The organism is Bradyrhizobium yuanmingense (assembly GCF_900094575.1).
Classification (GTDB): domain Bacteria; phylum Pseudomonadota; class Alphaproteobacteria; order Rhizobiales; family Xanthobacteraceae; genus Bradyrhizobium; species Bradyrhizobium yuanmingense.
Map to the genome: position 1 here is coordinate 42,436 of NZ_FMAE01000006.1, position 14,131 is coordinate 56,566.

The 14,131-nt window shown below is 63.7% G+C and carries 17 protein-coding genes and 1 tRNA gene; 10 read left to right on the plus strand and 8 right to left on the minus strand.

What is annotated here, in order from left to right; translation table 11 throughout:
- Positions 1-151: 151 nt before the first annotated feature.
- Positions 152-625 (plus strand): transcription elongation factor GreA, encoded by a 474-nt coding sequence (gene greA, locus GA0061099_RS21505; RefSeq protein WP_036009537.1) that lies wholly within the window; start codon positions 152-154, stop codon positions 623-625.
- Positions 626-864: 239 nt separating this feature from the next.
- Here greA and GA0061099_RS21510 read toward each other — a convergent pair whose 3' ends face one another.
- Positions 865-1,344, minus strand: a complete 480-nt coding sequence (locus GA0061099_RS21510) for an Lrp/AsnC family transcriptional regulator (RefSeq protein ID WP_008135853.1) — start codon at positions 1,342-1,344, stop codon at positions 865-867.
- Positions 1,345-1,610: 266 nt separating this feature from the next.
- Here GA0061099_RS21510 and trxB point away from each other — a divergent pair, with 266 nt between their 5' ends.
- The 5 genes from trxB (at position 1,611) to GA0061099_RS42775 (ending at position 5,573) form a co-directional block, all read left to right on the plus strand.
- Positions 1,611-2,576 (plus strand): thioredoxin-disulfide reductase, encoded by a 966-nt coding sequence (gene trxB, locus GA0061099_RS21515; RefSeq protein WP_036009535.1) that lies wholly within the window; start codon positions 1,611-1,613, stop codon positions 2,574-2,576.
- 4 nt (positions 2,577-2,580) lie between these two features.
- Entirely contained in the window at positions 2,581-3,504 is a 924-nt protein-coding gene (locus tag GA0061099_RS21520) for a LysR family transcriptional regulator (protein ID WP_025032176.1), read from the plus strand.
- 446 nt (positions 3,505-3,950) lie between these two features.
- Positions 3,951-4,859, plus strand: a complete 909-nt coding sequence (locus GA0061099_RS21525) for a 4-hydroxy-tetrahydrodipicolinate synthase family protein (protein WP_036030313.1) — start codon at positions 3,951-3,953, stop codon at positions 4,857-4,859.
- Positions 4,860-5,147: 288 nt separating this feature from the next.
- Entirely contained in the window at positions 5,148-5,297 is a 150-nt protein-coding gene (locus tag GA0061099_RS41270) for a hypothetical protein (protein ID WP_167361666.1), read from the plus strand.
- Positions 5,298-5,444: 147 nt separating this feature from the next.
- Complete coding sequence (locus GA0061099_RS42775) at positions 5,445-5,573, plus strand: hypothetical protein (protein ID WP_260345777.1); 129 nt, start codon at positions 5,445-5,447, stop codon at positions 5,571-5,573.
- Between the two features lie 68 nt (positions 5,574-5,641).
- Here GA0061099_RS42775 and GA0061099_RS21530 read toward each other — a convergent pair whose 3' ends face one another.
- On the minus strand, positions 5,642-6,319 hold the full coding sequence (locus tag GA0061099_RS21530; RefSeq protein ID WP_025032179.1) for a ParA family protein: 678 nt from the start codon (positions 6,317-6,319) through the stop codon (positions 5,642-5,644).
- 472 nt (positions 6,320-6,791) lie between these two features.
- Positions 6,792-7,142 (minus strand): hypothetical protein, encoded by a 351-nt coding sequence (locus GA0061099_RS21535; protein ID WP_036030311.1) that lies wholly within the window; start codon positions 7,140-7,142, stop codon positions 6,792-6,794.
- A gap of 359 nt (positions 7,143-7,501) precedes the next feature.
- Here GA0061099_RS21535 and GA0061099_RS21540 point away from each other — a divergent pair, with 359 nt between their 5' ends.
- The 4 genes from GA0061099_RS21540 (at position 7,502) to GA0061099_RS21550 (ending at position 10,603) form a co-directional block, all read left to right on the plus strand.
- Positions 7,502-8,668, plus strand: coding sequence for a CaiB/BaiF CoA transferase family protein (locus GA0061099_RS21540; RefSeq protein ID WP_036030356.1), 1,167 nt, complete (start codon positions 7,502-7,504; stop codon positions 8,666-8,668).
- Positions 8,669-8,670: 2 nt separating this feature from the next.
- The gene (locus GA0061099_RS21545; protein WP_036030309.1) at positions 8,671-9,594 is read left to right on the plus strand and encodes an HpcH/HpaI aldolase/citrate lyase family protein; all 924 of its coding nucleotides are present in this window, start codon (positions 8,671-8,673) and stop codon (positions 9,592-9,594) included.
- Positions 9,595-9,753: 159 nt separating this feature from the next.
- Positions 9,754-9,900 carry a hypothetical protein gene (locus GA0061099_RS41275; RefSeq protein ID WP_157784037.1) on the plus strand — a complete coding sequence of 49 codons (147 nt, stop codon included), beginning with the start codon at positions 9,754-9,756 and terminating at the stop codon, positions 9,898-9,900.
- 316 nt (positions 9,901-10,216) lie between these two features.
- Entirely contained in the window at positions 10,217-10,603 is a 387-nt protein-coding gene (locus GA0061099_RS21550) for a nuclear transport factor 2 family protein (RefSeq protein ID WP_225127150.1), read from the plus strand.
- Between the two features lie 32 nt (positions 10,604-10,635).
- On the opposite strand, the gene GA0061099_RS21555 is transcribed toward GA0061099_RS21550, so the two are convergent.
- The 5 genes from GA0061099_RS21555 to GA0061099_RS21575 all read right to left on the minus strand — a co-directional run bounded on the left by GA0061099_RS21555 (position 10,636) and on the right by GA0061099_RS21575 (position 13,566).
- Positions 10,636-11,133 carry a DinB family protein gene (locus GA0061099_RS21555; RefSeq protein ID WP_036030307.1) on the minus strand — a complete coding sequence of 166 codons (498 nt, stop codon included), beginning with the start codon at positions 11,131-11,133 and terminating at the stop codon, positions 10,636-10,638.
- An 83-nt stretch (positions 11,134-11,216) separates the two neighbouring features.
- Positions 11,217-11,693, minus strand: coding sequence for an RES family NAD+ phosphorylase (locus GA0061099_RS21560; protein WP_036009526.1), 477 nt, complete (start codon positions 11,691-11,693; stop codon positions 11,217-11,219).
- Between the two features lie 9 nt (positions 11,694-11,702).
- Positions 11,703-12,395, minus strand: coding sequence for a type II RES/Xre toxin-antitoxin system antitoxin (gene parS, locus GA0061099_RS21565; RefSeq protein ID WP_081493056.1), 693 nt, complete (start codon positions 12,393-12,395; stop codon positions 11,703-11,705).
- 232 nt (positions 12,396-12,627) lie between these two features.
- Positions 12,628-12,704 (minus strand) — tRNA-His (locus GA0061099_RS21570).
- A 427-nt stretch (positions 12,705-13,131) separates the two neighbouring features.
- Positions 13,132-13,566 (minus strand): phasin, encoded by a 435-nt coding sequence (locus GA0061099_RS21575; RefSeq protein WP_036030951.1) that lies wholly within the window; start codon positions 13,564-13,566, stop codon positions 13,132-13,134.
- Between the last annotated feature and the right edge of the window lie 565 nt (positions 13,567-14,131).

Consider the following 14,131-nt stretch of genomic DNA (forward strand, 5'->3'; position numbering starts at 1 on the left):
CCGATCCGGCCAGGTGGCAGTTCTGTTCCGGCGCTAAAGCCCATATCTGTCAAGGTCCGGCAGCCCCTCTTTGGGCTCTGGAGGACTGACGAATCAAGGTTGCGGCGCCCATCCGCATTCTGGGGCGCACGATCGAAGGACGAGAGAGACGATGGAAAAGGTTCCGATGACCCAGGCCGGCTTTGTCGCGCTCGGGGAAGAATTGAAGCAGCGCCAGTCCGTGGACCGTCCGCGGATCATCGAGCATATCGCGGAGGCGCGCTCGCACGGAGACCTGTCGGAGAACGCGGAATATCATGCCGCGAAGGAAGAGCAGTCGCACAATGAGGGTCGCATCGCCGAGCTCGAGGACAAGCTCGCGCGCGCCGACATCATCGACATCTCCAAGCTCTCCGGCGACACCATCAAGTTCGGCGCCACCGTGACGCTGGTCGATGAGGACACCGAGAAGAAGACGGTGTGGCAGATCGTCGGCGAGGTCGAGGCGGACGCCAAGAAGGGCCGGATCTCGATCACCTCGCCGCTCGCACGCGCATTGATCGGCAAGAAGAAGGGCGCCACGGTCGAGGTCAACACGCCGGGCGGCGCCAAGGCGTACGAGATCACCAAGGTGGAGTGGCGGTAAGGATTTGCCGCTGCGTCTGCTGACGTTTCGAAAAGGCCGCGCAGTGCGCGGCCTTTTTGGCGTGTTGCTGGAGTTGTGGCGGACACACGTTCTCACCACACGTCATTGCGAGCGGAGCGAAGCAATCCAGACTGCCTCTGCGGAAAGACACTGGATTGCTTCGCTCCGCTCGCAATGACGGAGAGGACCGTGGACTGGTCTTCACCTCTCCCCGTAAGAACGGGGAGAGGGAAAAGACCCTACCGTCGTCCCTTCACCTCGAGCGGCACGGCCGCCTCGTACTTCGAATTGTGCAGCACCAATGACGTGCGCACGTTGCGGACATGCGGTGCCGCCGTCAGATGCGTGACGAAATCCTGGAAAGTCGCCATGTCGGGTGCGACGCATTTCAGGATGAAATCGACCTCGCCGGACAGCATCCAGCATTCCCGCACCAGGGGCTCGGCGCGGACGAACTCCTCGAACGCGCGCAAATCCGCTTCGGCCTGGCTGGACAGGTGCACGGCGGCGAAAACGGTGACGTCGAAGCCCAGCTTGCGTGCGTCCAGGAGGCCGCGATAGCCGTGGATGTAACCCTCCTCCTCCAGCGCCCGGACGCGGCGCAGACAGGGGGGCGGCGAGATGCCGACGCGCTTGGCCAGTTCGACATTGGTGATTCGACCGTCGGCCTGAATCTCGGTGAGAATTTTCAGGTCGATCTCGTCTAGGTTCCGCGACACGTGATTGGAACTCCTGGCCTTTGCGGCGGTATTGGGTGACTTGTCGAAATCCTCATAGCCCAATCCGCACCGCCGGCGCAATTTTATTGCGCGTGCAGCGCAATCGACTTTTGTTCCCTGTTGGAAAAATCCGCCGATAGGGAATGCAATTCTTGCATGGCTCGCCAGATTGCTTAGATTAGCTCTGATATTTCAGCGCCTCCGCTACGCCTCCCGGCACATTCCGCGCTCGCGCTGCAAATCCCCCGTGAAAGGCGTCCATCGAAATGTCCGCTCCTGTTCATGCAAAGGTCGTCATCATCGGCTCCGGCCCGGCTGGCTACACCGCCGCGATCTACGCCGCGCGCGCGATGCTTGAGCCGATCCTGATCCAGGGCATCCAGCCCGGCGGCCAGCTCACCATCACGACCGACGTCGAGAACTATCCAGGCTTCGCCGACGTGATCCAGGGCCCCTGGCTGATGGAGCAGATGGAGAAGCAGGCGGTCCATGTCGGCACCAAGATCGTCTCCGACCTGGTGACCAAGCTGGAGACGGCGCAGCGGCCGTTCCGCCTCACCTGCGATTCTGGCGACGTCTATCTCGCCGAGACCGTGATCCTGGCCACCGGCGCGCAGGCGCGCTGGCTCGGGCTGCCGTCGGAAGCCAAGTTCCAGGGTGGCGGCGTGTCGGCCTGCGCCACCTGCGACGGCTTCTTCTACCGTGGCAAGGAGGTGATCGTGGTCGGCGGCGGTAACACCGCGGTCGAGGAAGCCCTGTACCTCACCAACCATGCCTCGCAGGTCACGATCGTACATCGTCGCGATCATTTCCGGGCCGAGCGCATCCTGCAGGAGCGCCTGTTCAAGCACCCGAAGATCAAGGTGATCTGGGACGCCGCCGTCGACGAGATCTGCGGCACCGAGAACCCCAACAAGGTCACCCATGTCCGGCTCAAGAACGTCAAGACCGGCGCGCTCACGGACGTGAAGGCCGACGGCATCTTCATCGCCATCGGGCATGCGCCGGCCACCGAGCTCGTCAAGGATCAGGTCAAGCTGAAACCCTCCGGCTATATCGAGGTCGCCCCGAACTCGACCGCGACCTCGGTGCCCGGCCTGTTCGCCGCCGGCGACGTCGCCGACGAAACCTATCGCCAGGCCGTGACGGCCGCCGGCCTCGGCTGCATGGCCGCACTCGAAGCCGAACGTTTCTTGGCCCTTCGCGCCAGCGAGCGCGCGGCAGCGGAATAGAATCATGCCCCGAACACGCGACGGATTTACGGATATGGACTGGGACAAGCTGAAGGTGTTTCACGCCGCGGCGGAAGCGGGCAGCTTCACGCATGCGGGCGAGCAGCTCGGCCTGTCGCAATCGGCGGTATCGCGCCAGGTCTCGGCGCTGGAGCAGGAGCTCTCGGTCTCGCTGTTCCACCGCCACGCCCGCGGCCTGATCCTTACCGAGCAGGGCGACCTGTTGTTCCGCACGGCGCATGACGTGTTCATGCAGCTGCAGGCGGCGCGCGCCAAGCTGACCGACAGCCGCGAGCGGCCGAGCGGCGATCTCAAGATCACCACCACGCCCGGCGTCGGCATCAACTGGCTGATCCCGCGGCTCGGCGAATTCACCGCGCTCTATCCGGAGATCCGCATCTCGCTGATCGTCACCGACGAGGAGCTCGATCTGTCGATGCGCGAGGCTGATGTCGCGATCCGCACCCGCAAGCCGACGCAGCCGGATCTGATCCAGCGCAAGCTGTTCGCGATGGGCTTCCACGCCTATTGCTCGCCGGAATACATCAAGCGCTTCGGCACGCCGCGCACGCTGGAGGAGCTCGACTCCCACCGCATCATCACGCTCTCGGACGGCAACTTCGCGCCGCACCTGCAAAACCGCAACTGGCTGATCGAAGCCGGGCGCAACGGCTCGGGTCCACGCGAAGCCTATTTCAAGGTCAACAACATCCTCGGTCTCGTGCGCGCCTGCGCGCAGGGCCTCGGCATCGCCGCCCTGCCCGATTACCTGGTCGAGGAGCAGAGCAAGCTCGTGCAGCTGTTCGGCGAGTCGGACTCGATCCAGCTCGACACCTACTTCGTCTATCCCGAGGAGTTGAAGACGGTCGCGCGCGTGCAGGTGTTCCGCGACTTCGTGGTGAGCAAGGCGCAACGCTGGCCGTCCTGATTTCCGCATGACTGACATGCGGCCTCGGCTGTTGCTGCAAGGCACTCGGCAAGCCCATAATGTTTGCACGCTGAGCCTTCGCGTTGCGCATTTGTCCCCCTCCTCCAGTGGCGCGGGAGTTCAGTAATCCCTCTTGGAAGGTGATTGTGTCGGCCTCACGTGGCCAATACCTAAGCCGGGCCCTCGGGTCCGGCTTTTTTTCGTCAAAATGTGCTTCGCTCTCCGCGTGTGTTGACAGTTCCGCGCATACCCCGCATCATTCGCCCATGATCACGAAGTCGTGCGCAATCGTTTCGAAAAAGGGCCCCCATCCCGGGGCCTCGGAATATTGCGCGCGCTAAGCTGACTTCGTCATCGCGAGCCAATCCCGAAAACCCCGCCGCCTGGACGGGGTTTTTTCATGTGCCCTCCGTCTCAGGCATTTTTCCCGAGAAGGAGATGGAAACATGACCGGACTACGAGACCAATTGCACGGGCTGTGGCTGCCGCTGGTGACGCCGTTCCAGGACGGCGCGCTGGACGAGAGGTCGCTGCGGCGGCTGACCCGGCACTATTGCGCGCACGGCATCGACGGCCTCATCCTAGGCGCGACCTCCGGTGAAGGCATGACACTGCGCGCGGCCGAGCTCGAACGTCTCGTCGCCGTGGTGCGCGAGGAGATGGCGACCGCCGGCCGCAACTTGCCGATCTGCCTCGGACTGTCCGGTGCGGACACCTCGCGTCTGCAAGAGCGCCTCGACGAGACCGCGGACTGGCCGATCGACGGTTACCTGATCGCCAGTCCCTATTATGTGCGGCCGTCGCAGCGCGGCCTGCTGGCGCATTTCGAGACGCTCGCCGACCACGCTGCATGGCCGATCGCGCTCTACAACATTCCCTATCGCTGCGCCGTCAACATCACCAACCAGACCATGCTGCGCCTTGCCGAGCACAAGAACATCGTCGGCCTGAAGGATTGCGGCGCGAGCCGGGAGCAATCGATCGCGCTCTTGCGCGACCGGCCGAAGGGCTTTCGCGTGCTCACCGGCGAGGACGCCAATTTCTTCGAGGCACTCAGTGACGGCGCCGACGGCGGCATCGTGCTCTCAGCCCATGTCGAGACCGCAACGTTTGCGGCAATCTATAGCGAGCACAAGCGCGGCAACCACGATGCGGCGCTGGCGCGCTGGCACGAGGTCGGCGAGCTGACGCGGCTGTTGTTCGCCGAGCCGAGCCCCGCGCCGGCGAAGTACTGGCTGTGGCGATCCGGCCTGATCGACAGCCCGGAGGTGCGCCTGCCGATGGTGGAAGTGAGCAGCGAGCTCGCGGCAACGATCGATCGCGAGATCGAGCGACGGGTGACGATCGCGGCGTAGTTTTCTCTCCGTGCACGCTGCTCTTCCTTCTCCCCTTGTGGGAGAAGGTGGCGCGAAGCGCCGGATGAGGGGTTTTCTCCAAGCGCAAGACTGTTTGTGTGGAGACAGACCCCTCACCCGTCTCGCCGCTCCGCGGCGAGCCACCCTCTCCCACAAGGGGAGAGGGTGAAGCGTGCCTTTTGGTTAACCGCGCCCCAACGGCCTTCGCAGCTGCCGCAATCCGTATCCACGGCTCGTTTACGCAATCGCGCCTATCGTTCTGTCCAAAGTTACCGAAGGGGAACAACCATGGGGTATCGCACCCGGCCTACGGCCGCGAGCCAGTTCGCGCCCGCCGATCTCTTGAAGGGAATTCTCGTCGTCTCGTCGTTCGGGTTCTGGGCCGTGATGCTCGGCCTGATGCCGGTGCTGCTGTTTCGCGTCTGGCTGGTCGGCTGAAGCTGCGCGCGCGGGATGGTTAATCCGTGGTAGCACCTGTGTTCAAAATGCACGGGCAGATGCGATCCGGATCTTAAAACATCGCTGCTATCACTGACGTCCATAAGCGAAGAAATCGCGGGGGCGTTTGTGAATAGTCAGAATGAAATGGCGTCGCATTTCGACGCCGAACAGCAGGGCTTCAGCACCGAGGACATTCTCTGGGCCGTCGGCATCTGGTCGGTAATCCTGACCCTGTCGCCGGTCATCGTGTTCTACATGCTGATGGTGGCGTGAGCGAAATCAGAAACGCAAAACGCGCGGACTTCCGCGCGTTTTTCGCCGTTCGACATGATCAATGAAAATTAAGCTGCCTGCTTGTGCATTGCGCCGGAGGCCGACGCGGTGCCGCGGATAGCCTTCACCGAACGCTCGATCGCCGCCCAGAGCCTGGCGATTTCCTGAGCCGCACGGCTCTCGGCCTGATACTCGCGCGCGCCTTCGCCGTGGCTGAGCGCCATCAACAAATCCGAACGATTGGTGATCTGGCCGCCCCACACCGGAGCGCGGAATTTCGCCAGTGCTTCGCGGGCGATGGTGACGATCGGGCTTTCGGCTTCGTCGCGCTTGGCCGGGGCACCGTTGAGCACGACCGCGTAGGGCTTGCGCGCCGCGCGGCACATCTGGATGGTTTCCTGCACGGCGTTGACGTCGAACACGCCGGGACGCGCCGGGATGACCACCATGGTGGCGTTCTTGATCGCGTCGTCGACGACGGCCGACAGGTTCGGCGGCGTGTCGATCAACACCCATTCATAACCGTCGCGCTTGGCCGCGGAGACGATGCCGCTGACGGAGTTGACGGCAGCCTTGATCGGGGGCTCGTTGGTGCCGCGGAGCTTGTGCCACAGCGTCAGGGAGCCCTGCGGATCGGCGTCAACCAGCATGACTTGCTTGCTCGCCTTGATCTGCGCGGCGAGATGCGCGGCGAGGGTACTCTTGCCCGAACCGCCTTTACGTGATGCAAAAACAATGACGTTCATACCTTCCGCCTCCAGATTGACCCCAGGCCGCGAAAATGAATCAGCGCGCTGATTCGTGAAAGAAAAATTTGTCGGGAGCTGCGCGACAGCCACGAAATAACAAGACGTGTTGGCTTTTGAGTCACACTGCTTCGCGGGACGGAGACACGGGCCGCATCGAAATGCCGCTCGTGCGCGCGTCTGTGCGTTTTTTGAGCATTGCGCGGGACAAAGTGGAATGCAACCTTGCCGCGCAAATCTGCCCGCGTATCTTTTCAGGCGCGCCCGTCGACCGATGCAAGCCTGCGCGTCGTGCGAACAAAACGAGTCCGCTGGCTGCCCGCGAAGCCGAAGTCAGGGCCGGAACGAGGAAGGCGCGCGGTTGCGCGCCTTCGGCGGAGTTTCAAACCGGGAACGCGCTGCCGGGCGTTCAGCCTTGGTCGCTGGGCGCTCAGCCTTGGTCGCTGGGCGCTCAGCCTTGGCCGCTGGGCGCTCAGCCTTGGCTGGATTTCTTCTTCGGCGCCGGCTTGGCGGTCTTCTTCGCAGCCTTGGGCGCGATCTGGGTCGGCTTGCCGGCGCGCTGCTCGCGCGGCGCCGGTCCGCGGCGGAAGAACACCGCGCATTGCGGCGAGAGCTGCGCCTTCCTCTTGATCATGCAGGCGGTGATGGCATCGACGTTCGGGACGAACTCGCCGCACAGCCGCATCGCGTCCGGCGTGCAGGCCTGCTGCTCCTCCTGGGTGTAGGCGAAACCGGCGCGCGGCTGCGCCAGGATGGCCAGGGCAAGCGCGAGGCTTGCAACGGCCACGGGCTTTGCAAAGGACTTGAAGCGAAACGCCGGCATCGATCCCCCCCATCACGAGTCAGCGCGAATAGTGGGTGAACGGCGGTTCGTTGGCAACCGAGGGCAAGTGCGAAAGCCGGCACGTGTGCGCTCTCGGCAACAGGTCAGGGGCCTTGGCAGTTCCGGGAAACGAAACGAAGGCGCCGTTGTCGGCCCCAAACCAAAAGTGCGAAAACAACCCCATGCACAGTAGCCAAGTCATTGCAAACACTGAGGTCGCCAAATTTTAGGATTTTTCGAAGCCAAATTTGACTTGTCGGGCAAAACAGGGGCATCATGTCACCCTCAAGAAGATGCGCGTGGGGTGGCCGGCCTGTCTCCTGCGCTGGTCGAAAAGCGCACACGAGGAGGACAATCACATGACGGGGAATGAAGCGGAGCTGCCGCTGTCGGGTGTGACGGTGGTTTCGCTGGAGCAGGCGATCGCGGCGCCGCTGGCGAGCCGGCATCTCGCCGATTGGGGCGCGCGGGTGATCAAGATCGAGCGGCCGGGCAGCGGCGATTTCTGCCGCGACTACGATCACGTCATGAACGGCATGTCGAGCCAGTTCGTCTGGACCAACCGTTCCAAGGAAAGCCTTGCGATCGACATCAAGAGTCCCGAGGGCCGCAAGGTGCTCGACGCCCTGCTGCCGCGGGCGGACGTGTTCATCCAGAACCTCGCGCCGGGCGCGGCGGAGCGACTCGGCCTCGATGCCGCTTCGCTGCTGCGCAGATTTCCGCGCCTGATTGCCTGCGACGTCTCGGGCTATGGCACTGATGGCCCCTACAGCGACAAGAAGGCCTATGATCTCCTGGTGCAGTGCGAGGCCGGCGTGCTCGCCATCAACGGCACGGAGGCCGAGCCGGCCAAGGTCGGGCTTTCCGTCGTCGATATCGCCACCGGCATGTACATCCTCAACGGCGTGCTGATGGCGCTATATCGGCGCGAACGGACCGGCAAGGGCACGGCGTTCCAGGCCTCGCTGTTCGATTCCATCACGGACTGGATGAGCTATCCCGCCTTCTACACCGAGAGTACGGGCCGGCCGCTGCCGCGCACCGGCGCCAAGCATGCGACGATCGCGCCTTACGGCCCGTTCCGCGTCGGCGACGGCAACACCATTTTCTTCGGCATCCAGAACGACCGGGAATGGCGGTCGCTGTGCCGCATCGTGCTGGGCGACCCCGACTTCGCCGACGACCTGCGCTTCCGCACCAATCCGCTGCGCATGCAGAACCGCGACGAGCTGCAAGCGCATATCGAGCGGCGCTTTGCCTCGATGACCAGCGAGGAGGTGCTGCGGCTGCTGGACGAAGCCGCGATCGCGAATGCGCACCTGAACTCGGTCGAGGCGTTCCTGCAGCATGAGCAGCTGCATGCCCGCGCGCGGGTGAGAAGCGTGGGATCGCCGTGCGGGCCGGTGATGAGCTTCCTGCCCGCGCTCACCATTCCCGGCGTGACGCCGCGGATGGATCCGGTGCCTAATGTCGGCGAGCACAACGAGAAGATCCTCGGCGAACTTGGCCTCGTTAAGGGAACGTGAGAATGGCCTCGCAGCGCCCGACGCGGGCTTATCTCGCCGTTCCCGCGCATCGCGCCCGTGTCGTCGCCAAGGCGGCGGCATCATCGGCGGACGCGGTGTTCATGGACCTCGAAGACGCCGTGCCGCCCGCGGAGAAGGGCGTTGCGCTGACGGAAGCCGCCCGCGCGCTGTCCTCGCTCGACTGGGGCAGCAAGCACGTCGCGGTCAGGCTCAATGCCGTCGACAGCCCGTTCATCGCAGAGGAGATCCGCAGCTTGGCGGCCCTGCCCCGGCTGGATGCCGTGATCGTGCCGAAGGCGGAGCGGGTGAGCGACATCGTCGGCCTCGCCGATCGCTTCCGCGCAGCCGCGCCCGATCGCGCCGCGCCTCTCGCGCTCGAGCTGCTGATCGAGACCGCGCTCGGTCTCGTCAATGTCGATGCCCTCGCCGCCTGCGACGACAGCGTGGCCGCGCTGCATCTCGGCGTCGGCGACCTCGCAGCCTCGCTCGGCGCCCGCACCTCCGACATCGGCATCTCGCCGGATGGCTATCGCCACGTCGGCTCGGCGCAAAGCGGCTACGCCGCCGCGCCGCTCGACCTGTTCGCCTACCCCATGATGCGCCTTCTGGTCGCCGCTCGCGCGTGCGGCCTGCGCGCGATCGACGGCCCCTGCGGCGCATTCCGCGATGCTGGGCTGACCGAGGCCAGCGCGCAAAAGGCCGCTGCGATGGGCTTTGACGGCAAGCAGGTGATCCACCCCGACCAGATCGAGCCGACGCTGCGGGCGTTCACGCCGTCGGCCGAGGAGCTGGCCCAGGCGCGGCGGATCGTCGAAGCCATGGAGCAGGCCGAAGCGCAGGGCCAGGGCGCGGTGACGCTGGACGGCAAGATGATCGACTATGCCAATGTGCGCATGGCGCGGAGGATCATTGGGTTGGGGTCGTAGCGCTCGGAGGCTGAGATGCCTGCGGCGCATCCTTCGAGACGCCCGCTTCGCGGGCCCTCAGGATGAGGACGGACTGCGTGGCAGCAGTTTCGCGGGCACCGCTGCCGCTGATCCTCACCCTGAGGAGACCGCCACCGGGTCCGCGCGAAGCGTGGCCCGATGACAGGCTCCGCTGTCGTCTCGAAGGGCGAGGCGCTGGGCACGCCGCGCGCGGCGGTGGCGCTCGTGGTGGCGTTGCTGGTTCTCGCGCGGTCGCGTCCAAGCCACGACCAAGGCAAGCGGGCGACGCCGCGCGGCCTCGGATAGCATTGCCTCGATCAGCGCAGACCCAGGAACGAGAGCACCGCACCAATCACGACGACCAGCCCGATGATATAGATGATACCGTTCATGGCTCAGCTCCTCAGCGTTGTCTGTCCTGCCGCTGCTACAAACAGGCGGGAGCCTGAAAGGTTCGCCGGTACATCTCGCCATTTTCTGTCAGACGCGGGGAACGAAAATGTACCATCTGCTCCGCCGCGCCGGGGGCCGTGCCACTTCCAGATGATTTTGCCTTTGCACGCGAAGGTCGCTAGTCTCTCCTGATACGTTCAGGGAGGGGAATATGGCACAACGCGAAGAAATGCTCGCAGTGGTCCGGCGCGCCTATGCCGCACGCGACAATGATGATGCCGAGGGTCTGGTCGCCGCTTTTGATCCCAAGGGTCTGTTCACCTTGATGGGGGACAAGAATGCACTCGAATTGACGGGAAGCGTGGAGGGACACCCAAGCCTGCGTGGTGCCTTCAGCAAATTGATCGAAGACTTCGGTTTCGAAGGCCGCGAGATCCTGGCTGAGCTGGTTGACGGAGATAGGATCGCCATCCATTCCCGCGTCGACGTTCGATATCGTCCGACCGGAAAGGCGGTCAGCACCGAGATCCTGGACCTGTTCAGATTTCAGGACGGCAAGATCGTCGAGTTGATCGAGTTCGCGGATACGGCGCAGGTCAAGGCGATGATTTCCTGACGGACGCTGAGATGGATTGAAGCGCCCTCGCGCTAGGCCAGAAGATGAATGTCAGTCGGCTCCGGGTCTGCGCCCGCTGCCGTCAACATCGCGTGGACCTGACCTCGGTGGTGGGTTTGGTGATTGAAGAGTTGAACAGCAACCCGCGTCTTTGGCTTCTCGATCCGAGTTGAACCGTCTCCTGGATACCAAACAAGCATCCCGTTCAGGTCTGCGTCGCGCAATCGCGCTGACCACGCTTCGATTTCCTCGTTCCGTTGCAAGCGGAGCGCCTTGAAGGCCTCCCAATCCGAGGGATTTGCGAGGGAGTGCTTGATGGTTTCCTCCGGACGCGCGTTCCCTTTCAGCCGCTCCAGTATCAAGGCATCAGCCCAATAGAGATGGTTCAACGTAGCTGCAATCGACTGGAAGAACGCCCCCCGATCCTTCCAGCGATCCTCGTGGGTCAGCCGGTCGGCGGCAGCTACCAAAGAGGCGTTCTGCCAAGTGTTGTAGCGGGCCATAAGGCGGCAGTATTCGGCTGAGATCATTTTCTCAGGGCTCCAAAGGTTGTCGATGTTGGCTGATCTCGGGACGTTGCCCTAGACGTGCGCAAAGCAGGAAACCATCAACCTCAGACTTTGCCCGTTCGCAGCCCAAACAGCCGCTCGTCGTGAGGATAGCGCCCGACATGAGACACGCGGATGCGCGCCGCACCCACGTGTCTCGGATTGATGAGATAGTTCTGCGCAAACGGTACGATGACCGACGGCACCGACACCACGGCCGTGCGCATCTCGTCGAACCACGGCCTCAACACATCACGTGTCACCCTGGGATTCCCGGCCCAATTCGGCGATACTCTCTCAATATCGCTCAAGCTCACCTTTTCGACAGCCAGGTTATCAGGCACGTCAATACGAAGCAGTTGGTAGCTGGTCGGCAAGTCCTCCACATCAATTTCCAGATGCACCATCACTTCGAGCAGCGCCGAAGCCGGATGATCCGCGGCGTAGACCACGTGCCGGCCGCGATCGTGCCAGCGGCCGTCGGCCTTCAGGCCGCCGATACCGGAAAGATCGTCGAAATTGGAGATCCGCCAGATCCGCACGCCGAATCCTCAAGCGAGGATGCCGTGATCGATCCGATGCAACATCTCCTCAACCACGCGCGCTCCAGCCTCCGTCGCGAGGTATGCGAGCGGCGTCTCTCCGCCCAGCGCCTTCTTCGGCTTGCGCAGCCAGCGGTGCGCCTTTGCCGCATCGCCGAAGACATTTGCGGCGAGCCGGTCGACCCGCGCCAGCCGAACGGCCTTGTCGGTCTCCTCGACCGTCAGCGGCTCGCCGTCCGACAGCCGCCGCGCGAGCGTGCGCTTGGGCACGACGAGCGCGTGGATTTCGTCATCGCTGTAATTGGCAAGGCGTTTAAGCGCAGCGGGCTCGATGCGAAACAATCTGTTGCCGTCGATCACGACGTCGAACAGCTCGGCCGAGGAGTGCGCTTCATCCGCGGTTCTGCCGAGCCCGAGCGACGGCGCATCGGTGATCGTCGAGAGCCCCGTGACCGCATCGAAATGCCCTCGCACGACAACAGCGCCGGGTTGCGGTTGATAGGTCTGGTCCGGCTCAGCGGCGGAGAGGCGTTCAAGCCCTGCCGAAGGAGATTTACGAGACCCCCTCTTATGGTCAGGCCGCTGAGTAAGGGCCGACGCTGCAATCGCCTTGATCTGCTTGCTAGTCTGGGAGCCGGGGGCGCGAACGCCCCGCGAAGAATCTCGAGCAACGCCTTTGCCACTACGCTCGTTCTTACCCATAGTTTCTGCCTCGGCAGCCTCTTGCCAAATGCCAAAATAATCTTGCCAATTGGCATCTAAGCACATGCAGTGATGGATTCAAGCGTCGTCGCACTTGGGCTCAAACCGCAATCCGCGGGCGATCACCAAGTAGCGGTGAGCAATGCCCCGCCAACATTTTGGCTGGTCTAACGATGCGTCGAAATTCAGCGGTCGGAGCAATGCTGCATCGCGCGCCAATCACTGCGATCGTTGGTACAGTTGGGTGGGCTCGAACCACCGACCTCCTGTTCCACAGACAGGCGCTCTAACCAACTGAGCTACAACTGCATCCTTGCGAGCCGCGCCTTGGGCTGCCTGAAAAGGCTTGATGCCTGAGGGGGCTGGACGGGGCGGAAACTAGGTGCAACGGCCCGGTTTGGCAAGGCCGCAGAACCCGATATTTCCCCTCTTCAGCACGAGGAAAACCGGTCGATCGGTCGGGCGGGATCACCTCTAGCCGGCGGGGAGAGGTCGGATTGCTTTGGTGCGCGAATGCGCGCCGGAGCGATCCGGGTGAGGGGCCGCGGCGGGCAGTGAGACCTGAGCCCCTCACCCGGCCCGCGCCGGACGATGCTTCGCATCGCCGGGGGCGGTCCGACCTCTCCCTTTGGGAGAGGTGGACGGAGTGCTGGGCGCGAGCCGGGCGAACCCATTTCCAAAAGAAAAACCCGGGCCTTTCGGGCCCGGGTTTCGCATGTCACACCAAACTCACCGCTCAGGCGGCGGAAGGGTAGTACTTCGAGGCGCTGGCTTTGATCGGCTCGGCGGTCTCGTTGGCGACGCGCTGGGTGAGCTCGACCAGCTCCTTGGCCTGGGCCTGGTAGGTCTCGAGCTGCTTGCGGGCGTGGCCGGTCCACAGCTCCATCGCTTCGGTCGGCGACTTGGCGCCGAACAGCTGCTGGGCGAAGTCGAGCTGGGCGCTCGAATTGGCCTTCATGAACTCGACCAGCTTGGCGGTGTACTCGCTCGCGCCCTTGGAGGCCGAGGTGAACACGGCCTCGACGGTGCCGTTATGGGTCTCGGCGGCGTCCTTGAACTTGGCGTAGTTCTCGCGGGCCTGCGCCGCGCCCTTCTCGGCGAACGCACGCACCTGCTCGGGAACCTCGAACGGGATGATCGAGGCAGAAAACGGATCAGTCGCACCTGTCATGTTGGTCCCTCACGCTAATTGAAAAAATGGAGTGAGCCTTTCTGGCGCGCCCGCCGGCCCCGACCATGGGCCCTGCGCATTGAGCGGGTACGAAGACTGGAAACGCGAAACAAAGGTGATGGCTCGCCCAGCGCCAGAATTATGGCTGCCTATCATGTCAACATTGTGCATCGCAACGCGGCAGAGGGGTGCGATGCGAAATTTAATCTCGGGGAGGATGAGGTTCCCAGGCGAGGGAACCGGGGGTTGAGGTAGTGGGATGCGCCCGGCAACACACGCGCTCTTACCCTCCCCTGCAGGGGGAGGGTCGGCTCGCAACGAGTCAGCGATGCAAGCCGGGGTGGGGTGATCTCTCCCCTCGGGGACTGCCTGCGTGGAGAGACTGTCACCCCACCTCGGTTCGCTCTCCGCTTCGCTGCGTGCGAACCGATCCAAGGGCGAGCTACGCTCGTCCCGGACCCTCCAGGGGAGGATGGGCACCTGAGATGCCGCGCGGGTGCGTCTCTTCGCAAGCGCCCACGCCTTGAATCCCTTGGATGCAACGTCGGCTCGGCTTGCGGGGTTG